General features: G+C 42.4%; 19 protein-coding genes, 1 tRNA gene and 2 rRNA genes. 13 read left to right on the forward strand and 9 right to left on the reverse strand.

The features are described from left to right. Nucleotides 1–68: 68 nt before the first annotated feature. From JEU79_RS08025 to JEU79_RS08040, 4 genes are all read left to right on the forward strand, one after another. A tRNA-Ala gene (locus JEU79_RS08025) sits at nt 69–144 on the forward strand. A gap of 492 nt (nt 145–636) precedes the next feature. Further along, nucleotides 637–3,521: ribosomal RNA gene (locus JEU79_RS08030) — 23S ribosomal RNA — on the forward strand. Between the two features lie 218 nt (nt 3,522–3,739). Then, a 5S ribosomal RNA gene (gene rrf, locus JEU79_RS08035) occupies nt 3,740–3,854 on the forward strand. Nucleotides 3,855–4,207: 353 nt separating this feature from the next. Continuing rightward, entirely contained in the window at nt 4,208–4,393 is a 186-nt protein-coding gene (locus JEU79_RS08040) for a hypothetical protein (RefSeq protein WP_198263685.1), read from the forward strand. Between the two features lie 49 nt (nt 4,394–4,442). Here JEU79_RS08040 and JEU79_RS08045 read toward each other — a convergent pair whose 3' ends face one another. Both JEU79_RS08045 and argA read right to left on the reverse strand, forming a co-directional pair. Continuing rightward, a complete protein-coding gene (locus JEU79_RS08045) occupies nt 4,443–5,276 on the reverse strand; it encodes a Dam family site-specific DNA-(adenine-N6)-methyltransferase (RefSeq protein WP_198265917.1) in 834 nt (277 codons plus the stop codon). Between the two features lie 2 nt (nt 5,277–5,278). Next, nucleotides 5,279–6,664 (reverse strand): amino-acid N-acetyltransferase, encoded by a 1,386-nt coding sequence (gene argA, locus JEU79_RS08050; protein ID WP_246540113.1) that lies wholly within the window; start codon nt 6,662–6,664, stop codon nt 5,279–5,281. Nucleotides 6,665–6,747: 83 nt separating this feature from the next. Between argA and JEU79_RS08055 the strand changes: the two genes are divergently transcribed. The 3 genes from JEU79_RS08055 to JEU79_RS08065 all read left to right on the forward strand — a co-directional run bounded on the left by JEU79_RS08055 (nt 6,748) and on the right by JEU79_RS08065 (nt 10,880). Then, nucleotides 6,748–8,304, forward strand: coding sequence for a sodium:solute symporter family protein (locus JEU79_RS08055; protein WP_198263686.1), 1,557 nt, complete (start codon nt 6,748–6,750; stop codon nt 8,302–8,304). 259 nt (nt 8,305–8,563) lie between these two features. Beyond that, on the forward strand, nt 8,564–10,423 hold the full coding sequence (gene ilvD / locus JEU79_RS08060; protein WP_198263687.1) for a dihydroxy-acid dehydratase: 1,860 nt from the start codon (nt 8,564–8,566) through the stop codon (nt 10,421–10,423). A gap of 112 nt (nt 10,424–10,535) precedes the next feature. Continuing rightward, entirely contained in the window at nt 10,536–10,880 is a 345-nt protein-coding gene (locus JEU79_RS08065; protein ID WP_198263688.1) for a PilZ domain-containing protein, read from the forward strand. 68 nt (nt 10,881–10,948) lie between these two features. Here JEU79_RS08065 and JEU79_RS08070 read toward each other — a convergent pair whose 3' ends face one another. Together JEU79_RS08070 and JEU79_RS08075 are read right to left on the reverse strand one after the other, a co-directional pair. Then, the gene (locus JEU79_RS08070) at nt 10,949–11,635 is read right to left on the reverse strand and encodes a TIGR04211 family SH3 domain-containing protein (RefSeq protein ID WP_198263689.1); all 687 of its coding nucleotides are present in this window, start codon (nt 11,633–11,635) and stop codon (nt 10,949–10,951) included. A 114-nt stretch (nt 11,636–11,749) separates the two neighbouring features. Then, nucleotides 11,750–12,046, reverse strand: coding sequence for a PilZ domain-containing protein (locus JEU79_RS08075; RefSeq protein ID WP_198263690.1), 297 nt, complete (start codon nt 12,044–12,046; stop codon nt 11,750–11,752). A 188-nt stretch (nt 12,047–12,234) separates the two neighbouring features. Between JEU79_RS08075 and JEU79_RS08080 the strand changes: the two genes are divergently transcribed. After that, nucleotides 12,235–12,651, forward strand: coding sequence for a c-type cytochrome (locus JEU79_RS08080; protein ID WP_198263691.1), 417 nt, complete (start codon nt 12,235–12,237; stop codon nt 12,649–12,651). Nucleotides 12,652–12,730: 79 nt separating this feature from the next. On the opposite strand, the gene JEU79_RS08085 is transcribed toward JEU79_RS08080, so the two are convergent. Together JEU79_RS08085 and JEU79_RS08090 are read right to left on the reverse strand one after the other, a co-directional pair. Then, complete coding sequence (locus tag JEU79_RS08085) at nt 12,731–13,990, reverse strand: Y-family DNA polymerase (RefSeq protein WP_198263692.1); 1,260 nt, start codon at nt 13,988–13,990, stop codon at nt 12,731–12,733. A gap of 12 nt (nt 13,991–14,002) precedes the next feature. Continuing rightward, nucleotides 14,003–14,404 carry a LexA family protein gene (locus tag JEU79_RS08090; protein ID WP_198263693.1) on the reverse strand — a complete coding sequence of 134 codons (402 nt, stop codon included), beginning with the start codon at nt 14,402–14,404 and terminating at the stop codon, nt 14,003–14,005. A gap of 183 nt (nt 14,405–14,587) precedes the next feature. On the opposite strand from JEU79_RS08090, the gene JEU79_RS08095 reads away from it, so the two are divergent. Both JEU79_RS08095 and JEU79_RS08100 read left to right on the forward strand, forming a co-directional pair. After that, complete coding sequence (locus tag JEU79_RS08095; RefSeq protein ID WP_198263694.1) at nt 14,588–15,124, forward strand: RNA methyltransferase; 537 nt, start codon at nt 14,588–14,590, stop codon at nt 15,122–15,124. Next, nucleotides 15,121–15,408 (forward strand): YcgL domain-containing protein, encoded by a 288-nt coding sequence (locus tag JEU79_RS08100; RefSeq protein ID WP_198263695.1) that lies wholly within the window; start codon nt 15,121–15,123, stop codon nt 15,406–15,408. The genes JEU79_RS08095 and JEU79_RS08100 overlap by 4 nt, the downstream gene beginning before the upstream one ends. Here the strand turns inward: JEU79_RS08100 and JEU79_RS08105 are convergent. Genes JEU79_RS08105 through JEU79_RS08115 form a run of 3 tightly spaced genes read right to left on the reverse strand, consistent with a single transcriptional unit; the run spans nt 15,386 to nt 17,909 of the window. Next, on the reverse strand, nt 15,386–15,736 hold the full coding sequence (locus JEU79_RS08105) for a hypothetical protein (RefSeq protein ID WP_198263696.1): 351 nt from the start codon (nt 15,734–15,736) through the stop codon (nt 15,386–15,388). The two genes, JEU79_RS08100 and JEU79_RS08105, sit on opposite strands and share 23 nt — an antisense overlap. 12 nt (nt 15,737–15,748) lie before the next feature. Then, nucleotides 15,749–16,675 (reverse strand): ornithine carbamoyltransferase, encoded by a 927-nt coding sequence (gene argF, locus JEU79_RS08110; RefSeq protein WP_198263697.1) that lies wholly within the window; start codon nt 16,673–16,675, stop codon nt 15,749–15,751. Nucleotides 16,676–16,721: 46 nt separating this feature from the next. Continuing rightward, nucleotides 16,722–17,909 (reverse strand): aspartate aminotransferase family protein, encoded by a 1,188-nt coding sequence (locus JEU79_RS08115; RefSeq protein ID WP_198263698.1) that lies wholly within the window; start codon nt 17,907–17,909, stop codon nt 16,722–16,724. Between the two features lie 191 nt (nt 17,910–18,100). Here JEU79_RS08115 and JEU79_RS08120 point away from each other — a divergent pair, with 191 nt between their 5' ends. From JEU79_RS08120 to JEU79_RS08130, 3 genes are all read left to right on the forward strand, one after another. Beyond that, nucleotides 18,101–19,006: a DUF4743 domain-containing protein gene (locus JEU79_RS08120; protein ID WP_214660524.1), complete on the forward strand. Its 906-nt coding sequence runs from the start codon at nt 18,101–18,103 to the stop codon at nt 19,004–19,006. 172 nt (nt 19,007–19,178) lie between these two features. After that, nucleotides 19,179–20,261, forward strand: coding sequence for an amidohydrolase family protein (locus JEU79_RS08125; RefSeq protein WP_214660525.1), 1,083 nt, complete (start codon nt 19,179–19,181; stop codon nt 20,259–20,261). Nucleotides 20,262–20,383: 122 nt separating this feature from the next. Continuing rightward, nucleotides 20,384–22,390: a methyl-accepting chemotaxis protein gene (locus JEU79_RS08130; RefSeq protein ID WP_198263701.1), complete on the forward strand. Its 2,007-nt coding sequence runs from the start codon at nt 20,384–20,386 to the stop codon at nt 22,388–22,390. The last annotated feature ends 21 nt before the right edge of the window (nt 22,391–22,411 follow it).

Here is a 22,411-nt window from a genome sequence, read left to right on the forward strand (position 1 = left end):
ATAAAATTCCGAGATTCTAAAGCAGCCACTAAGGTGACTGCGGGGGTGTCGGAATGCCTTAGTCTATTGGGGCTATAGCTCAGCTGGGAGAGCGCCTGCCTTGCACGCAGGAGGTCAGGAGTTCGATCCTCCTTAGCTCCACCAATACTAACACTCAGCAAAATCCAAAGGCGGATTAAGTATAGTTACTGACACATTGTAAGATTCAGTATTTATAGTTAATCCATTTTTATGGATTAGAACGAAGACTTGGCAACAAGTCATCGTGCTCTTTAAAAATCAGTGAAGTAAACCAACGCAAATGTATCTTAGGTGATACATTGTGCTTGCCTGTTTTTTATCCAACAAGCAAGTACAAACAATTACCGAGGGTATGCGTCTACAAGCAATGGCTGGTTGTATTGACAGTGCTCGCAAGAGGACAGAAGAAACAACTGGCTAAAGTTCAATAGTAGAAAAGTAGTTCTTAAAAACGAGGCCACCGACGCAAGTTGGTGGTTGAATTCTTAGAAGAAAGTTACGAAAAGCGATCTTTATGTATCCATAGTCTTAACTAGCAATAGTGAGAGACAGGTATTTTCGACGCAACGACGCGAGTCGCAGCAAACAAAAGGCCGAGAGTACTTTGTGATATATAGTCAAGAGATTAAGCGCATACGGTGGATGCCTAGGCGATAAGAGGCGATGAAGGACGTGGTAATCTGCGATAAGCTCTGACAAGGTGATAAACATCCGTTATAGTCAGAGATTTCCGAATGGGGAACCCAGCCAGTGTAAGCTGGTTATCAATATCTGAATACATAGGATATTGAGGCAAACGAGGGGAACTGAAACATCTAAGTACCCTTAGGAAAAGAAATCAATAGAGATTCCGTCAGTAGCGGCGAGCGAACGCGGAACAGCCCAAAAGTTTAATAAGTGTTAGTGGAATGACTTGGGAAGGTCAGCCAAAGAGAGTGATAGCCTCGTACACGAAAGCACATATTAGATGAATCTGAGTAGGGCGGGACACGTGATATCCTGTCTGAATATGGGGGACCATCCTCCAAGGCTAAATACTCCTTATCGACCGATAGTGTACCAGTACCGTGAGGGAAAGGCGAAAAGAACCCCGGAGAGGGGAGTGAAATAGACCTGAAACCGTGTGCGTACAAGCAGTGGGAGCAGACTTTGTTCTGTGACTGCGTACCTTTTGTATAATGGGTCAGCGACTTAATTTCAGTAGCAAGGTTAACCGAATAGGGGAGCCGTAGGGAAACCGAGTCTTAATAGGGCGCAAGTTGCTGGTATTAGACCCGAAACCGAGCGATCTAGCCATGAGCAGGTTGAAGGTGCCGTAACAGGCACTGGAGGACCGAACCCACTTATGTTGAAAAATGAGGGGATGACTTGTGGTTAGGAGTGAAAGGCTAATCAAGCTCGGAGATAGCTGGTTCTCCTCGAAAGCTATTTAGGTAGCGCCTCGTATCTTACTCCAGGGGTAGAGCACTGTTTCGGCTAGAGGGTCATACCGACTTATCAACCCGATGCAAACTCCGAATACCTGGAAGTACAATTACGGGAGACACACGGCGGGTGCTAACGTCCGTCGTGGAGAGGGAAACAACCCAGACCGCCAGCTAAGGTCCCAAAATTATTGCTCAGTGGGAAACGATGTGGGAAGGCCCAGACAGCTAGGAGGTTGGCTTAGAAGCAGCCACCCTTTAAAGAAAGCGTAATAGCTCACTAGTCGAGTCGGCCTGCGCGGAAGATTTACCGGGGCTAAGCAATATACCGAAGCTGCGGATGCCGCTATTTATAGTGTGCATGGTAGAGGAGCGTTCTGTAGGCTGATGAAGGTGTTCTGTAAGGAATGCTGGAGGTATCAGAAGTGCGAATGCTGACATAAGTAACGATAAAGGGGTGAAAGACCCCTCGCCGAAAACCCAAGGTTTCCTGCTCTACGTTAATCGGAGCAGGGTGAGTCGGCCCCTAAGGCGAGGCAGAGATGCGTAGTCGATGGGAAACTGGTTAATATTCCAGTACTTTTTATAACTGCGATGGGGAGACGGAGAAAGCTATACCAGCCTGGTGATGGTTATCCAGGTTTAAGCCGGTAGGCATGTCACTTAGGAAAATCCGGGTGGCTTTATGCCGAGACGTGATGACGAGACACCAAGGTGTTGAAGTGGTAGATGCTCTGCTTCCAGGAAAATCCTCTAAGCTTAGGTTATAAGGAACCGTACCCCAAACCGACACAGGTGGGTGGGATGAGAATTCTAAGGCGCTTGAGAGAACTCGGGTTAAGGAACTAGGCAAATTAGCACCGTAACTTCGGAAGAAGGTGTGCCCTCCATGGTGAAGCATTTACTGCGTAAGCTGAGGAGGGTTGCAGTGAACTGGTGGCTGCGACTGTTTATTAAAAACATAGCACTCTGCGAACACGAAAGTGGAAGTATAGGGTGTGACGCCTGCCCGGTGCCGGAAGGTTAATTGATGGGGTTAGCTTCGGCGAAGCTCTTGATCGAAGCCCCGGTAAACGGCGGCCGTAACTATAACGGTCCTAAGGTAGCGAAATTCCTTGTCGGGTAAGTTCCGACCTGCACGAATGGCGTAACGATGGCCACACTGTCTCAACCCGAGACTCAGTGAAATTGAACTTGCTGTGAAGATGCAGTATACCCGCGGCTAGACGGAAAGACCCCGTGCACCTTTACTACAGCTTTGCACTGAACTTTGAACCTACTTGTGTAGGATAGCTGGGAGGCTTTGAAACCATGACGCTAGTTGTGGTGGAGCCACACTTGAAATACCAGCCTGGTATGTTTGAGGTTCTAACCTAGACCCCTTATCGGGGTTGGGGACAGTGTATGGTGGGTAGTTTGACTGGGGCGGTCTCCTCCCAAAGAGTAACGGAGGAGCGCGAAGGTACCCTAATCCTGGTCGGAAATCAGGAGGTTTGTGCAAAAGCATAAGGGTGCTTGACTGCGAGACAGACATGTCGAGCAGGTACGAAAGTAGGCTTTAGTGATCCGGTGGTTCTGTATGGAAGGGCCATCGCTCAACGGATAAAAGGTACGCCGGGGATAACAGGCTGATACCGCCCAAGAGTTCATATCGACGGCGGTGTTTGGCACCTCGATGTCGGCTCATCACATCCTGGGGCTGTAGCCGGTCCCAAGGGTATGGCTGTTCGCCATTTAAAGTGGTACGCGAGCTGGGTTTAGAACGTCGTGAGACAGTTCGGTCCCTATCTGCCGTGGGCGTTGGAGAATTGAGAGGAGCTGCTCCTAGTACGAGAGGACCGGAGTGGACGAACCTCTGGTGTTCCGGTTGTCACGCCAGTGGCATTGCCGGGTAGCTACGTTCGAACTGATAAACGCTGAAAGCATCTAAGCGTGAAGCAGGCCTCAAGATGAGTTCTCCCTGACACTTTAAGTGTCCTAAAGGGTCGTTGAAGACTACGACGTTGATAGGTTGGGTGTTGAAGTGCAGTAATGCATGAAGCTAACCAATACTAATTGCCCGTGAGTCTTGACTATATATCGCAAAGTACTTTCGAATAAGAGATTGTTTGAGAGAATTACATTCTACAGAATGAATTAAGGCTTTAGCGTATACCCAAAGATACGGTTGTTACCGAGTACCAAGGGTAACGATAACGACCAGCGTTGGGCGGTTTGATAACCGCCTGAGAAGTTTACTTCCAATATTCGAGCGAGGGGCGAAGCGCAAGCTAGCCTCTTACTCCACCGCCTTTCCTGGCGGCCATAGAGACATGGAACCACCCGATCCCATCCCGAACTCGGAAGTGAAACGTGTCATCGCCGATGATAGTTTGGGAGTTCCCATGCGAAAGTAGGTCACTGCCAGGGTTTAATACGGCTTGCACTGAAAAGTGCCAAGCTAAGAAGAAGCCCCTGAGTCTCACGACTCAGGGGCTTTTTTTTGTGCGAAAGAAAAGATGCAAGAAAAAGACTAAAAAAAGCAGGGTTGATAGTTAGGTATCGTTGCGCTTAAAGTACAAGTTATTGAAACGTAGGATGCTGCTGAGGCACGATGCGCATCAATGTAAAGTTTAGGCACTATTTAATTAACACTTTATTCACTCTTAAAAAAATGCATTTGAAAATAACTGCAAATAAACTCTAAAGTTTCAAAATTTATGGCCGCTAACGCATGTGAGATCTTATAAATTTTATTTGATCGTTAATTTTGTGAGGTGTTTATGGAAATTTCAGGTGTTTCGACAGGTGTTGTGGTTGATACTGCGGTGAAAAGTGCTGATGTCAGTACTAATAACGAGGTGGATAAAAGTACACGTAATGTCCAGTCTCAAACTGATACACAAACTAAGAATGCTGTGCCTCAGACTTCCGAAAATTTAGGACAGAATATTAACGTTAAGGTTTAAATGCGCTTGTTTGAACCTGTCTGTCTTAATTTGCTATTCACTCATCGTACTATTTAAATAGTGCGAGGACTTCTGACGCCTCTTGTCGGTCATTTCCTTTGCAGCTGATCGTGCGCTTAACGCCAAATGTTATTTGCTCTGAATTCTTGTATATTTCTTTGGTAAAATCAGTAAAGTGATTAGAAATGAGTACCGGTATTCCTTTCTTGGCTAATTCTTCTGCTAATTCTGCTAATTTTTTTTGTTGCTCTATGCTAAAGCCATTTTTCTGGTATTTGAATGATGAATTGCTATCGTTTGATAGTACATAAGGCGGATCGCAATAGATAACATCGCCTTGTTTAGCGTTGGCCATTGTGGTTTCAAAATCTTGGTTTACAAACTCGGCATTATTACTTTTTTCTATAAACTCATAAATGTAAGCCTCTGGAAAACTCACTTTTTTATATTTTCCAAAGGGGACATTAAAGCCGCCAGATGAATTGTATCGGCATAGGCCATTGTAACCGTGCTTGTTTAAATATAAAAAAAGTGCAGCTCTTAACTGCTTGTTGTCAGTTTCATTAAAGGTTTTTCTAAATTCATAGTATTTGTCTGCATCATTATTTGCTGGAATAAAAAACTGGCTAGCATATTCAACAAATGTTGTTTCTTTTTGTTGTAGGTGATGATAAATATTAATAACATCTTTATTGGTGTCTGCGATGAGATTTTTACTATAATCCGTATTAAGAAATACGGTTGCTGAGCCACAAAAAGGTTCTATTAATCGCTGTCCCTCGGGTAGTAATGCTTTTATTTTATCAATGATTTTACGTTTGCCACCGGCCCACTTTAAAAATGGAACCTTGGATTTATAGGGTGTTTTTGTATTTTTCAAAATTATTATAAGCTTTTTATATAGACGGCTGAATTGCGTTGATAATTATACAAGGCTTGCTTTTCACTGGGTAAATCTGCCAGTGTCTTTTTGACAAAGCCGTGCTCCATAAACCAATGGGTAGCCTGGGTTGTTAAAATAAAGAGTGCTTTAAGTCCCATTTTTGCAGACTGCTTGCAAATATGAGAAAAAAGTTTTTCGCCACGACCCTGTGATTGATATTCAGGGGCGATTGCCATGCAGGCAACTTCAGCCTGCATAGCATTGTCTGCAATATAGAGTGCGACACAGCCAATAATGGAATTTTCCCGTTCTATGACGTAGAAGTTATTAATTTCGGTTTCTAAACGTTCACGGGAACGTTTTACCAGCATACCGGATTCTTCCAATGGTTGGATGAGTTCGATGATACCATTGACATCATCAATTGTGGCTTTGCGAATATCTTCCAAATGATCGGTGCTGACTAAAGTACCAATGCCATCCTGAGTGAATAACTCTAGGAGTAGTGAACCATCAATATTTCTATTGATCATGTGTACACGTTCTACTCCGGATTCGCAGGCGTGTATGATGCGTTGATAATGGCGTTTAATATTCTCAGAGATAGCACCAGATTGAATAAGTTCTTTTAGCTCATTGACGGTGAGGTCTCGTAAGAGTTTATTGTTTTCGTCACGGATGCCATTACTATCGTCAATGAAAATGAGCTTATCGGCTTTTAGCTCGATAGAGCTTTGGGTGGCCAGATCTTCACCATTGATATTGAAAGATTCACCGGTTGGGGAATAACCTACTGGCGATAACAAAATGACATCACCGGCAGATAAAGAGCGAAGAAATGAATGGGTATCAATTTTTCTAATGTCGCCGGTATGCAAGTAATCAATGCCATCAATAATACCTTTGGGTTTGGCGATCACAAAGTTACCGGAAATGATATTAATTTGTGAGCCTGCCATGGGGGTGTATTTTAAACTGGTGGTAAATAAGGCCTCGATATTGAGACGAATACATCCGGAGGCTTCTTTGATCACTTGCATGGTTTTGCTATCGGTAACACGTAGTCCATGGACGTATTCTGACTTGATGCCTAAATCGGTCAGCCGTTTATCAATTTGTGAGCGTGCGCCATGTACCAGAACGAGTTTGACCCCCAAACTATTGAGTAAGCTTATGTCGTGTACAAAAGAAGGAAACTCATTATCTGCTAGCACATCACCACTGAAATAAATAACAAAAGTTTGATTACGGAAGGCATTAATATAGGGCGCAGCATTGCGAAACCATTGCACGAAGTCTGTTTCAATCGCGTTTGTTGAGATTGCACTTGTTGATAGCATATCCGTTGAGGATGAGTTGTTGCTTGGAGTTGTGTTAGAATTACTCATGTCTTTCTCTTATACCTTTGTTTAGTATACCATTAAGACGATTTTATTACCTAACCTAATTAGCATTGGATTTTTTACCCTTTATGTCACTCTCTTTACCGGATTTATTGGCCTTAGTGGCTTATCTTATTGTTGTTATGGCCATTGGTCTGTATTTTTCACGGAAAAATATCAGTACAGAAGAATATTTTGTCGGTGGTCGTTCGTTTTCGGGCTGGGTGATTGGCCTGAGCCTGGTTGGAACTTCGATTAGTTCAATTACCTTCCTGGCTTATCCCGGCGATGCGTTTAAAACAGCCTGGTTACGCTATTTGCCCAATCTCATGTTGCCCGTTGCTATTTTTGTTGCTGCTTATGTCTTTTTACCCTTTTTTCGACGTGGTAATACTATTACGGCTTATGAATACCTTGAAGATCGCTTTGGCCCTTCGATTCGTGTCTATGGCGCTTTGACCTTTATTTTGGGTCAATTAGTGCGTATTAGTTTAATTTTATATTTATTGTCTTTATTAATTCATGAATTAACAGGATTAAGTGCTGAGATGTCGATTGTTTTAGGGGGCATTTTTGTGGCGGTTTATACCATCGTTGGTGGCATCGATGCAGTCATCTGGACCGATGTTTTACAGACCATTGTGTTGGTTGTGGGTGGTATTTTTTGTCTGGCAGTGATTGTGCTGAGTTTGCCCGGTGGTTTTGAGCAGATTATTAGTGTTGCTACTGAGCATGGTAAACTAGCTTTTGCAGAGCTTAAAGGGGGTGAGTTAGTTCCTGTCGATTGGTCATTTTCATTACAGGATAAAACCGGAACGATGTTATTGCTTTTGGGCTTAACGGCCTGGTTAACTGAATACAGTGCTAATCAAAATACCGTACAGCGTTTTTGTGCCTCCAAAAGTGATACTGAAGCGCGTAAGGCAATGTTTGTCTGTGCTTTTACTAGTTTGCCAATTTGGGCTTTTTATATGTTTTTAGGCACTGCATTGTATGTCTTTTTTCAGGTGTTCCCAACTGAAACTGCGGCGCAGATTTTAAACGGGGAACAAAAAGCTGAGCAGATTTTACCCTATTTTATTAATCACTATTTACCGGCTGGTGTTGCAGGGATTGTGATTGCAGCGGCCTTGGCAGCGGCAATGTCCTCATTGGATTCCAGTATTAACGCTATTTCCACTGTATCGATTGTGGATATCTATAGGCGTTTTTCCACAACAGAAAGAAGCGACAAACACTATTTACGTGTAGCACAGCTCATTGCGGTATTGGTGTCTATTATTATGATTGTGGGAGCGACCTTATTGATTAATGCGGAAACGAAAACCTTGCAGGATACAGCAACTATTTTAGTGTCTATCGTCTCTGGCGGTGTTTTAGGGATTTATTTATTGGGCTTCTTTACTAATCTAGGTGATGCACGTGCTATCTGGAGTGGTTTAATCTTGACGGCTTTATTTACTATCTGGACTATTTTAGCGAAAAAAAGTTTATTGCCCGATGGCTGGAATTTACCTTTTGAGCTTTATTATACGGCGATTATTGGTAATTTTTTGATGTTTATGAGCGGTTTTCTGGTGGCACAATTTATCTTTAAACGTACTGATAAGGTGGGTGATTTATCAGTTTGGGGACGTAGTGCTTAAACGTCTATATTTCGAACCTTCTTATTACCTATGATACTTGGAAATGCAGGCTTCGTTATTTTAACTAAAAGCCTCAATCATGTAGTGCTTATACAATCAATCGGCTCTTAGTCAAAATGCCTCGCTGCATTTCCAAGTATCATGGGTATAAATATGAGAGATTGAGTTTTTTTATCTTTCATAAACTCTTATAATGCTAGCTTTTAGATAATACTCTGAATCAATTTATTGATTACTGACTTTTCTCAAGGATTTATTTATGCCTGAATATCGTTCAAGAACTACTACTGCCGGTAGAAATATGGCGGGTGCAAGAGCGCTTTGGCGTGCCACTGGAATGAAAGATGATGACTTCCAAAAGCCGATCATTGCCATTGCCAACTCCTTCACTCAATTTGTGCCAGGCCATGTGCATTTGAAAGATATGGGGCAATTGGTTGCACGTGAGATTGAAAAAGCCGGTGGTGTGGCAAAAGAATTTAATACCATTGCTGTGGATGATGGTATTGCCATGGGCCATGATGGCATGTTGTATAGCTTGCCGTCACGAGAAATTATTTCCGATGCGGTGGAATATATGTGTAATGCGCACTGTGCTGATGCGCTTGTGTGTATTTCTAATTGCGACAAGATCACACCGGGTATGTTAAATGCCGCCTTGCGTTTAAATATTCCGGTTATCTTTGTTTCGGGTGGCCCAATGGAGTCCGGCAAAGTGGTCATGAATGGTAAGGAAGTACATCTTGATTTGGTGGATGCTATGGTTGCTGCCGTTGATGATAGGGTCAGTGATGCTGATACCGAAATTATGGAGCGTTCAGCTTGTCCAACCTGTGGTTCTTGTTCTGGTATGTTTACCGCCAACTCAATGAATTGCTTAACGGAAGCATTGGGTCTCTCTTTGCCTGGTAATGGTTCATTGTTGGCAACCCATGCGGATAGAGAAGAGTTATTTCTAGAAGCAGGACGTCGCATTGTCGATTTAGCAAAACGTTTTTATGAGCAGGATGATGAATCGGCTTTACCGCGTAATATTGCGACTTTTGAAGCTTTTGAAAATGCCATGTGCCTGGATATTTCCATGGGGGGGTCAACCAATACCATTTTACATTTGTTGGCAGCAGCCCAAGAGGGGGAAATAGCGTTCACTATGGATGATATTGATCGTTTATCCAGAAAGGTGCCTAATTTATGTAAAGTTGCCCCCAGCACGCAAAAGTACCATATGGAAGATGTGCATAGAGCTGGCGGAGTAATGGCTATTTTAGGCGAATTAGCGCGTGCAGACTTATTGAATATGGATGTCAAAATGATTCATAGTGATTCGCTGTCAGAGGCGATTGCACATTATGATATTGCGGTGTCTGATGATGCTAAGGTACGAAAAATGTTCAGTGCCGGCCCCGGTGGTGTTCCCACTCAGGTCGCTTTCAGTCAGTCAAAGCGCTGGGAAAGTCTGGATGAGGATCGGGTTGATGGTTGTATTCGTAGTAAAGCCAATGCCTATAGTCAGGATGGTGGTTTAGCGGTTCTCTATGGCAATATTGCCTTGGATGGCTGTGTGGTCAAAACGGCCGGCGTGGATGATTCTATTTTATGTTTTACCGGTCCTGCGCGTATTTTTGAAAGTCAGGATGCTGCGGTAGCGGCAATTCTAGCTGATGAAGTCGTAGCGGGTGATGTGGTGATTATTCGTTATGAAGGACCCCGTGGTGGACCGGGTATGCAGGAAATGCTGTACCCGACCAGTTATTTGAAATCCAAGGGTTTAGGTAAGGCTTGTGCTCTATTGACCGATGGACGTTTTTCCGGAGGCACTTCAGGCTTGTCGATTGGTCATGCTTCGCCAGAAGCGGCTGAAGGTGGGGCAATTGGTTTGATTGAAGAGGGTGATTTGATTGCTATTGATATTCCTAAGCGTAAAATTGATGTTAAAATCAGCGATGAGGCATTAGAGCAACGCCGTCAGGCAATGGATGCCAAAGGTGATTCTGCATGGCAGCCTGAGCTGCTGCGTGTGCGTAATGTGACTCCTGCTTTGATGGCCTACGCAGCGATGACCACATCGGCATCGCGTGGTGCAGTACGCGACGTTTCTCAGTTGAAAAGAAAGTTTTAGTATCAATAAAGACTAATAAGCGATTGAATTATGGCATAAATTGGTAGTTTTGTGAATTTGTGCCACAATATGTTGTATATAGGAAATTTAAAAATACGACATAGAGGTTATTATGGCAATTGCAGCAGAAGTTGATCGTCGTGAACACCCCAGACATCCCGTTCAGTTGGAGGTCTTTGTCTCGCCTGTCAAGGTAACGAATACCCGTCTTGCTTCCAGAATTATTAATATGAGCTTATTAGGCTGTGCGATTGAGCCTAATGACTATGTATTTACTAATAAAGAAAAGCTGGCCATTTGCTTTGTTGCTTCGAAAGAGCAATGCTCGATGTCAACGCTCATTAAGGCTGAAGTGGCTCATATTTGTGATGACTATATTGGCTTGTCATTTGAGTCGATGGGCATAGAAGTGATTGAGTTGTTACGTAGTTTACTTGATGAAGCGAAATATTTTTGAGCTAGGAATAAATTGGTAAGTTAAGCTATAAAAGCACACAAACTTACCAACATCTTTCGCTTATAAACTTATAAACGATTCCAGTTCGCTTTTTTCTGACCAGAACGGAGTTTAGGGAATATCAAGCCTAAAATCATCCCGCCAAATAAGACACCTGCACCAGTCATAAACCATTCTTGATCGCTATTGTCTTCTAAAGTTTGATATTCTTGCTTTAGAATGCGGTTTTCAGCTTCTATTTTGACCAGATCATTTCTCAGTTGATCATTTTCTGCTTCGAGTTGCATGGGACGTGCGGCTATTTTCTTGAGCTTGGTTAATTCTACATTGAGTTTTTCTTTATAGTCTAATAATTGCTTCTCTGAGCTACTCAGTGTGTCGCGTTCTACGGTGATGGTTTTAAGTTTACCTTCCATGGCATCATATTTTTCTTTCATTTGCGCGACGTCGCTTTGTGCCTTGCTGAGTAAGGTTCTGGCGACCGGCGTTTTTATCAGGAAACGGCTGAGTACCCAGCCTTCAACGCCTTGCGGTGTCCTGGCGCGAGTATAACCGGCATCTTTTTCTAACACGGTGAGAGGTGTGCCGCTTTTGACGATTTTAATTATTTTAAAGCCATTGCCTTTGCCTGAACGCATATTAATCACCAACTCATCACTAACATATTGCACTAATGCCATTGATGTGCTGCTAATTAATAATAAAAATAATGTAATGAGGCTTATGAGTAAGGTGCGTTGTCTTGGAATATCCATATTAGAGTCCTTGGAGGATTAACTGAGTCGTCAATTTTGCTATTGATGAAGTCATTATTTTAAACGATAAAATAATCGAGGCGCTATTATCCTAAATTCTGCAACAGGTTTCCACTATTCAAACGCTTCTTGTAAATATTCGGAGGGATCGGAGTAAAAGAATAGGCCGATCTGAGTGCCATCAACCCGAGTGACCTTGGCGGCAATGGAATAACTATTTTGACTATGATTGATGGGTAAATAAAGGTTAACGTCGTCTAGTTTGGATAGAATAGTGCCGGATATTTTATCTAATAGCATGCCCCCTCGACCGATATTGATGGCAGTTCCTTTGGCTCGTTGGCCATTGGCTAATTCGATTCCGACGTTAAAGCTGACACTATTACGGCTATATTCTCTTTTATTATGCATTGTTGCTAGGACTCATTTGTGTTATTTATATCTCTGTAGAGAGATGATAGCCTATGAAGGGATATTTATCACCCTGTATTGGGCTGACTTTAATTTTTTTAAGACTGATAAGAGATATGATGGTGAAACAACGATTCTGCTTGCTTATGTGCTTGTTATTTACGATTAATTTATCTATGGCGCAAGCTATGGAAACTAAGGATAAAGATTCTGAAGATTTAGCGCATTTTCAGCCTGTGTTGAGTTATGAATTTAAACAATTATTTTATGATGCTGATCTGTCTGCAGGTGAAGAATATTTTATGCGTAAATGCTCTTCTTGCCACGATAGTGAAAAAAGTGATACGCATGGTAAGGGGCCTAATTTATGGAATATATTTGGCCGCAAAGCGGGTACGGCAAAAGGTTTTGAGTATTCGGATGCGATGCGCCAGTCAGGCCATATTTGGAATTTTGCAACCCTTAATTATTATTTGACCCGTACTGAACGGGCAGTGCCGGGGCGTATTATGAATTTTAGAGGCATTCGTCAGGATAAGTATCGGGCAAAGTTATTACTTTTTTTAAGCACGATGAATGATGTTGCACCTGTTTTGCCAAAGTGATTTAAGAAAAAAACGAGGGACGTTTGAAAGTGGTGTCTCCAACCAGACTTACCCACCTTTTTAGCACCCATTTCGAACTCTAACAATGAACCTCCGGTAGTTCATCCCATTGGCTGGTATAAGACGGGGAGCGATAAGCTTGACGCATGAGCCATTTTTTATGCACGCCTTCAGCGGCAACATAAATTGAATTTTTACCATAATGCTGGTTGATTTTATCCATGGTATTCATAAGCTGATCGGTTTTTATTGCTTGTCCAGCATGAAAAAGATCCAATTGTTGATGTTTCTTTTCACTGAGATCTAATAAGCCCACGCCGACTTTAATGTAGGCGATATTGGCCTTGAAAATTTGTTTAATGACCTGGCGAGCAAGGTTTGAAATGAGTCGGGTATCATTGCTGGGATAGGGTAATTGTATAACACGTTGTTGATTGTAAAGTGGATTTTCGTAGCTGACGCAATAGAGTAAGACTTGTATTGAAGCACAGAGCGATTGTTGTGCGCGCAGTTTTTCACAGGCACGGGCAACATAGAGGCTGGTGGCATCCAAAATACTTTGCAAATTGCTGGTTTTGTTGGCGAAAGAGCGGGAGCAATATATTTGCTTTCTGATGTTGGGAATTTCATCCAGTGACAAGCAGGCATGACCATTGAGTTCTTCAATGATCCGCTCGACGCAGACATTAAAGTAGCGCCGTATGTATTTAGGATCGGCATTGGCCAATTCCAATGCGGTATAGATATTTAAGTCGGCCAGACGTTTGGCAAAGCGTGTTGAGATCCCCCAAATATTATCGACCGGCGTTCTTTTTTTCATCCAGTCCCATTTCTTTTTATTGTCGAGTACACAGACGCCTTGGCACTTGGCGATGTTTTTAGCGGCATGGCTCGCTAGTTTGGCCAGTGTTTTGCTGGGTGCAATGCCCACACCAACAGGTAATGCTGTATGTTGATAAACTGTTTGTTTGATATGGCGTCCATAAGCCTCTATGGATTGAGTATTGCTATGATCTTCAAGATAAAGAAACATTTCATCGATGCTGTAGATTTCAATATGTGTAGCAAATAACTTTAAGGTGCTCATGACACGGGCGGATAAATCACCATAAAGTGGATAATTACTGGAAAACAGGGTGACGTTTTTCTGTTGCATCCAAGGCTTTATGGCTGCTGTGGTTTGTAGGTTACCGATCCCCAATGCTTTTGCCTGAGGAGAACGTGCGACGATAAAACAATCGTTATTAGACAGTACAACGACAGGCTTATTACGTAGATCGGGACGAAAAACTTGTTCACATGAGGCGTAAAAACTATTGCAGTCAACTAAACAAAACATACTTATCTATGGTTAAGACTGAGGGGTAATATGATGGCGTATGGAGTGAATCACTACGCCTTCGATAATGAGCTCAGAAAATTCACTGAGTTTGATTGGGCTATAATTATTGTTGGCAGCCCGTAGACAGCGGTTTTGCTTATCCAGTATTTTGCAAGTGAGTTGACCATCAATGGCGGCAATAATAATTTGCCCCTGTTGTGCTTCGAGACTGCGATCAACAATCAATAAGTCACCATCATAAATACCACTGCCTTCCATCGAATCACCACGAGCGCGTGCCATATAGGTAGCAGCCGGGTGTTTGATGAGGTAGATATTTAAGTCCAGACTGCGTTCCATATAGTCATCAGCAGGGGATGGAAATCCTGCGGGGACGGAATGGAGAAAGAGGGGGATGCTTAATAATTTCATGATTTTTTAAAATAATGTACGATAATCAAATTATAGCTTGTTAAGAAAAAATGTCCAGAATAATCGGGAGTTTTTAAAAAAGTGGAAAGGGAGTGAAATCGTTGTTATTTTTCTATACACTCTTGTTAGCCTATATTCTGTAAATTTGCTGGGCCAATAGAATGAGCGTGGAATTAAGAGTAAATGAATGAAACAAATGTTTACATTGGTCTGAGTAATCCTAAAAGTCCGGATAATGTTAATTCAGTGAAGCGTGCAGCGGGTAATTATGGCGTTGATGCGATTTTTTATACTGGGACGCGCTATCCTCGGGCATTAAAGTTAAATCCCGGTGGAGTGAATATGAGTCGGGATGTGAGTTTGAACATTCCGCTGAACGGTGTTGATGATTTGCTTGAGGTGAAAGTTGAGTGCATGCAAATCGTCTGTGTTGAATTTGTCGAAGGTGCTATCGCGCTACCGGATTATCAGCATCCTGATAAGGCTTTTTATATTTTTGGACCGGAAGATGGTAACTTGACTCAGGCTATTATCGATCAGGCTGATGCAGTGGTTTACGTGCCGACGCGCGGGTGTATGAATTTGGCGGCAACGGTGAACGTGTTATTGTATGATCGGCTTGCTAAGTCGAATCAAACTGCTATTGGAGAAGAGCTGATTCGACAGAGTCGGGATAAGAATAATAATCTTAAAGTAATAAAAAAGTGTGATTTTAAATGAAAACAGTGATTTATAAGGGACATAAAAAGCAGGATAGCTATTTGTATCTTGAGCAGGAAGATGATTTTTCTCGAGTGCCGGAAATATTGCTAACGTCTTTGGGGCAACTTGAATTGGTAATGACGATAGAGTTAAACCAGGATAAAAAACTGGCTCAGGCTGATGCTGTCCGAGTTATGGCCTCATTAACAGAGGATGGGTTTTATTTACAAATGCCGAGTGAGTCTGAGCGTTTGGCTTTGTCGGGTAAAAAGCCGGTATCTAATCCGATTCCCTCGCTTTAATTTGCCGTTTGAAATAACCAAAGCGATACAGCCAAAAAGGCATGGCAATGACCTCACCGATGACGGCGGGCATACTAATGCGGTTGTTGTATAAAATCAATTCAGGATCAAAAGGCCAAAAAAGCCAGATGGGCAGGGCGATAGCATAGGCGCTGATATAGGTCAGGGCTAGGCAGGAAAGAGCATCTCTAATGGTTCTGCGATTAGTATTTGAAGTAAGAAAACGTGCCATGAGTAGCCATTGCCCAATCGTGATTATCACTTGAATGGGCGCATTGACTGATAGGGCTAGCCATGCGGCTTCGATGATTTGTGCTAGGGAAGGCATGGTCTCTAATACTTAGTAAGAGGCTTTGCCCATTAAGAATTCTAAGAGTGCTTTTTGTGCATGCAGGCGATTCCCCGCCTCATCCCAGACTACACTTTGCTTGCCATCAATGACTGAGGCGCTGACTTCTTCACCGCGATGTGCTGGTAGGCAATGCATGAATATCGCATCATTATCTGCCTGTGCCATGAGCTTATCATCGACAAAATAGCCGTTAAAGGCTTTTTCCCTACGTGCTTGTTCTTCTTCCTGCCCCATGGATGTCCAGACATCGGTAACGATTAAGTCTGAAGCAGTAGAAGCTGCCATTGGATCACGAATAATTTCCACCTGATCGCCCGCCGCAGAAAAAATTTCAGCATCGGGATCATAGCCTTCAGGGCAGGCAATATTCAGTTTGAAGCCCCATTGACGGGCGGCATTAATATAAGAATGGCACATATTATTACCATCACCCACCCAAGTTACTGTTTTGCCTTCAATACTCCCTCGGTGTTCCTGATAGCATTGCATATCAGCAAGTAATTGACAGGGGTGATACATATCAGTGAGAGCATTAATGACAGGTACGGATGAATATTGGGTAAAGGTTTCTAATTTCTCATGCTCAAAGGTGCGGATCATTATAATATCAACCATTTGAGACAATACGCGGGCGCTGTCTTCAATGGGTTCACCACGACCGAGTTGAGTATCTCTGGGAGATAAGAACAAAGCGCCGCCACCAAATTGCACCATGCCCGTTTCAAAGGAAACGCGGGTACGGGTGGATGATTTTTCAAAAATCATTCCCAGCATACGATTTTTTAATGGCTCGTAGATATCACCGGCTTTCTGCATTTTTTTTAATTCTACAGCACGAGTGGTCATATTTCTCAGTTCAGTACTGGAAAAGTCCATTAAAGTTAAAAAGTGGCGTAATTTAGTTTCAGTTGTCATTTTTTCTTCTCCTGCGATGCAGGTTGCTCTTATAAAGTGTTCTAGGTTATTTGCTAGCGATAAATGCTTTGATTAAGTCGCTAACAATGGCGATGATTTCATCGGCTTGTTCATTGCTACTGATTAGTGCCGGTAATAAACGAATGACGCTATCAGCGGTGACGTTGATCAAGAGTTTTTTATCTAAGGCTTGTTTGACTAATTCAGTGCAGGGTTGATTCAGTTCAACGCCTATCATCAAGCCCTTGCCGCGAATATCTGTTACTGCACCCTGAGCAATTAAATCGGCCAGAGACGCTTTGAAGCCTTGTAGAAAATAGTCGCCTAATTCAGCGGCACGTTTGTCTAGTTGTTGTGCTTGCATGGTCGTGACAGTGGCTAGCGCTGCGGCACAGGCCAGGGGGCTACCACCAAACGTTGAGCCATGAGTGCCGGGCACTAACATTTCAGCTGCTTTGCCCTTGGCTAAACAGGCGCCAATAGGAAAACCATTACCCAGGCCTTTGGCTAAGGTCATGACATCCGGTACTATAGCGCTATGTTGTCCGGCAAACCATTTGCCGGTACGACAAACACCGGTTTGAATTTCATCAAGAATCATCAGCAGATCATGCTTATCACAAAACTGCCGTATCGCGGGTAAATAAGTGCTATCAGGGATGCGTAAGCCCCCTTCACCCTGAACCGGCTCGACCATAATGGCGACAATGTTGTCATTATTTTCGGTGGCCTGTTTGATAGCATCCATATCATTATAAGCAACATGAATAAAACCACGCACTAAGGGCTCAAAGCCTGCCTGTACCTTGGGGTTGCCGGTTGCTGATAAGGTCGAAAGCGTGCGCCCGTGAAAACTTTGATTGGCCACAATAATCGTTGGTAAATCAATATTTTTACTATGGCCAAAACGCCGTGCTATTTTTATTGCGGCTTCATTGGCTTCGGCACCGGAATTACTGAAAAATACCCGCTCCATTGCGGATAATTCACAGAGCTTGTCGGCCAGTTCTTCCTGCTTTGGAATACCATATAAATTGGAGGTATGCATCAAGGTTTTAGCTTGTTCAGCAATGGCCTGGGCAACTGCGGGATGGCTATGACCCAGACCACAGACAGCAATACCTGTGAGCGCATCGAGATAGCGTTCACCCTGTTCATCAAAAAGATAGCAGGCTTCTCCTTTGACGAAACTGACCGGTAAACGGCCATAGGTATTCATGATATGATCAGGCACTGAAACATCCTCAAAACAAATAAATGATAGGCTCAATCTAATAAGGCTAAGCCTAAAATAAAAAAAGCAGCCGGTAAGACTGCTTTAGTGGACTGAGCATTATAATAATTTTAGCGGGCAATATCAATAGCACTGATTTATTGGGCTTAATGCGTTAATGGCCTGTTTTGAATCATATTTATAGCGCAAGAATGGATAATACGAGCATGCTGAGCATAGAACAAAGAAATAAAGCCTATCTGGACTGGGTTAATGAGTGTAATCAATACCAGGTGAGTGATTTTCATCCCTTTTTTATTGATGATGTCGTATTGGGTTATGTGCATAAAGAGAAATTATCTGTTTTTGATGATTTTCCACATATTTTTTCTCATGATGTTTTTCAGGGGCGTGAAGGACTGACCTTTCAGCCGACAATTAATGATTTTGAGCGTCGCACTCAGGCCGCCGATGAAGTCGCTAAAGCTTGGTATCAATCCGGTGTAATTAGTTCTTGGGTGGGGGAGCAATACGATGTCAGTAGCGGTTTTAATCATCGTTCTTATTTCACCATAGAGCGTGCCGCATCATCATTATTAGGCATAAAAAAATACGGTATACACCTTAACGCTTGGGTGGAGAAAGATAATGAAATGTACCTCTGGGTAGCACGACGTGCTCGAGATAAACATACTTTTCCCAGCAAGCTTGATCACCTTGTAGCCGGTGGTCATGGTGCAGGTTATAGCATTGAGGAAACGATGGTAAAAGAATGTGCAGAAGAAGCCAATATTCCTGAGGCCATTGCCTTGCAAGCCAAAGCGGTTTCACTGGTTTCTTATGTGATGGATATTAAACAAAAATTACAGCAGGATCATTTATTTGTTTATGACTTACAATTAGGCGTTGATTTTGTGCCAGAAAATACCGATGGCGAAGCCGAAGAGTTTTATCTTTGGCCTATAGATAAGGTGCTGGATTGTGTTGCGACGACACGAGATTATAAAACCAATTGTAATTTAGTGATCATTGATTTTGCCGTGCGCCATGGTTTTTTAAAACCGGATGAGCCTCATTATATGGATATTTGCTCAGGATTACAGCATTGTAAGCTTTAGGGTTAATGATGCGCTTCGTACCTCAGCAGCATCCTACGGGACAAATAGTTGTGAAAAAATATGTAGGATGCCGCTGAGGTACGAAGCGCATCAATATAAAATACATTGCGATATTTATTTAGCAAGCCGTCAGTTTAAAATTTCAGACCCAAAATAAGGATATCACCCTCCAATGAAAAAAATAATTATAATAATGCTGTTAATTATTTTCACCAGCTATATGTTTACTCGTGAAAACGATATGGGTGAACTCGACCCCGGTCTGGGAAAATCCATTATCGATCTGCATGTTCATGTTGCAGGCCTAGGCTATGGTGATAGTGGTAGTTTTGTCAGTGAGCAGATGCGAAATAACCCTCGTTTTCCAATTTACCTTTGGTCAATGGATGTGTCAGAGGATGAGCTAGTTGAACAAGGTGATCAAATTTTATTTGCCAAACTCAGTGCTAAAATTGCGGATTCAAAGACGGTTAAAAAGGCCGTTGTGTTAGCCATGGATGGCTATATTGATTTAGAGGGGGCGACAAAAGGGTTGTTAAATAAAAGCAAAACCCAAATTTATGTACCCAATGATTATGTGGCAAAAGAAGTCGCCAAATATGACAACTTGCTCTTTGGTGCCAGCATTAACCCTAATCGCAGTGATGCCTTAGAGCGTTTACAACAGGCTAAGGATAATGGTGCGGTATTGGTTAAATGGATTCCTTCGATAATGAATATTAATCCCGCCAATCCTAAGCTCATTCCTTTTTATCAATTAATGAACAAGCTGAACATGCCATTGCTAACCCATACTGGGATGGAAAAATCGTTTGCCGATGCACGTGATGGACTGGCTGATCCCAAACGCTTGAAGCTACCCTTAGAACAAGGTGTGACCGTCATTGCTGCACATATCGCTACCACCGGAGAAAGTGAGGGAGAGGATAATTTTCAACGTATTTTACCCATGCTAAGGAAGTATTCAGGCCTCTATGTTGATATTTCCAGCTTAACGCAACTCAATAAACTGAACTATTTAGCCAGTGCATTGCAGGAAGAAGGCCTGAGCCAAAAAATGCTGTATGGCACTGATTGGCCCTTGCAGTTTTTTCCGCTTATTTCACCCTGGTATCACATTAATCATATCAGTATCAAAGATGCATTTCGTGTTGGTGGTATCAAAAATCAATGGGATCGGGATGTGGCTTTGAAAGTGGCCTTTTCTGTGCCGAATGCCGTGTTTTTAAGAACAGGGAAAATAATTGGCGAGTAAGTATTGGGCAGGGAGTATCCCATAATATGGTCTATTAATTGCATCTTCATGTTATGCCTTTGGTATATTTAAAATAATGTACTAAGCTTTATAAGGTAATTATTTTTTTGAGGAAATTGAGCGTGAAGAGTCTTAAGCAATTTAATGCGGTGCAAGTTTTTAATTCTGTAGCCGGTCGTTTAGGGCTTGTCTTGTTTAGTGCGATCGCCGGCATGATCTTTTTCTCTATTCTGAGTATCCAAGAATTTAATAACGTTAAACACACTCTGAATTTATTTCAAACTGAGATCAGTGAGAAGATTTCTTTCTTATCCAAACAAAAGCAGGATATCTCTCAGAAAAAAGCCAAGCTCTCCGCAGAAAAACAGCTCATTTCCAAAAAGAATAATAAAATCTCAGAACAAAAACGTAAAATTTCCGTCAAAAAAGAAGACATGATAGAACGCTCGTTTCAGACCTCACAAAAATCAGGCATCGTTTATCTACTACTCGAAGCCATTGCCAAGGGCGAGAAAAGCCTCTGGGAGTTCAGTGCCATTAAATTTTCCAATGGTGATACCTCGGTTATGATGCCCGTGTTTAAACAACAAAAAACAGAAAGAAATAACCTAATGACGGCTTTTTCATTTTTAGGAGCCCAGACCGATGAAGAAGGTAAAGTGAGAACAGAATTTGTCGATTATATAAAAACGGGTATTAAACCCATACTAAAAACAATTATTGTCAGTCTGCTTCAAGATGATTTTGCAAGCTATGCAGCAAACAAAGACAATATTACACCGACTTATCAGCAACTAACCTCTCTCGGGCATAAGTTGATTGCCATTATTAATGCACAAACAAAAGCCTTTGATAGCTTGCGTGAAGAACTGAGGACTCAAGAAAATAATTATGTAAAAAAAGAAATTGAGTTACAAAATCAGGAAAATAATCTCAACAAAGAAGAAACTGAATTACAGCAGGTAGAAAAACAACTCAATCAACAACAGGTGGCGGTGGAAAAAGAATCTGCCCAACGTTTGACTGAATTAGAAGAGGCCTTAGATAGTTCCATACAGCAGATCATCATATTAGGCATTATTTTAATCATAATGATTATTGTTGCCGGTTGGTTTATTTCTGTATCAGTCACTCGTCCGGTCAATGATTTGAAAAAGAGCATCAATGAAATTGCCAATGGTAATGGTGACTTAAATCGCGAACTCAAATTAAGCCAAGTCACCGAATTGAAAGATATCGCGGCAGGCTACAACCAGTTTATCAGCAAGCTGAGGACGATGTTGCAAAATATAGGGGAAAATGCGGATAAAGTATCCGATGCATCCATTGCATTAAAAGAGGGGGCAGAGCAAAGCAATCTAGTGGTGACTGAACAGCAGTTTGAAACCAATAATGCGGCCATTGCGATGGATGATATTGTTGCCGAGTTCAGTCAAATTTCACAAGATATTACCCTGGCCGCTAATTTGTCTGAATCAATAAGGCAAAAAACACAGCATGGTATGGCCAAGGTTCAAGATACTTTAAGCTCGATGGCCAAGGTTGTTTCCGAGGTGGATAACACCTCAGGCTTAGTGGATTCGCTTGCGAGTGGTATTGATGAAATATCCGCTGCCATTAATAATATTAATAGCATCGCTTCACAAACCAATTTACTGGCCTTAAATGCGGCCATTGAGGCGGCTAGAGCGGGTGAGCATGGACGTGGTTTTGCCGTTGTAGCCGATGAAGTGCGTAGCTTGTCATTTAATACGCAACAGGCAACAGAGCAAATCGAAAAAGTCATGGAAAAGTTGGTAAAGACCACTTCACAGGTTGTTGCTGCGATGAAAAATAGTAAAACCTGTGTGGATGTGGGACAGGGAAATGCCGAGCAAGTGGCAGTCGAGCTCAAAGCTGTGTTGTCAGAACTCGATGAAATTACCGAAATTACCACGGCAATTTCGCATTCAACCAGTACTCAGGCAGAAAACACTCAGTCCTTAAATAGTAATATTACGGAAATAAATAATGCCACCAGTCAGATTTCTCAATTGAGCAAAAAGACTAATGAGCAGTCGTCCTCTTTGGCTAGCTTAGTCAATAATTTGCAGGACTTGATTCATGTCTTTCAGTCGGCTAAAAAATAGTAATTAATTTGGCTTGATTTG

The sequence above is a fragment of the sulfur-oxidizing endosymbiont of Gigantopelta aegis genome (assembly GCF_016097415.1).
GTDB lineage: Bacteria > Pseudomonadota > Gammaproteobacteria > GRL18 > GRL18 > GRL18.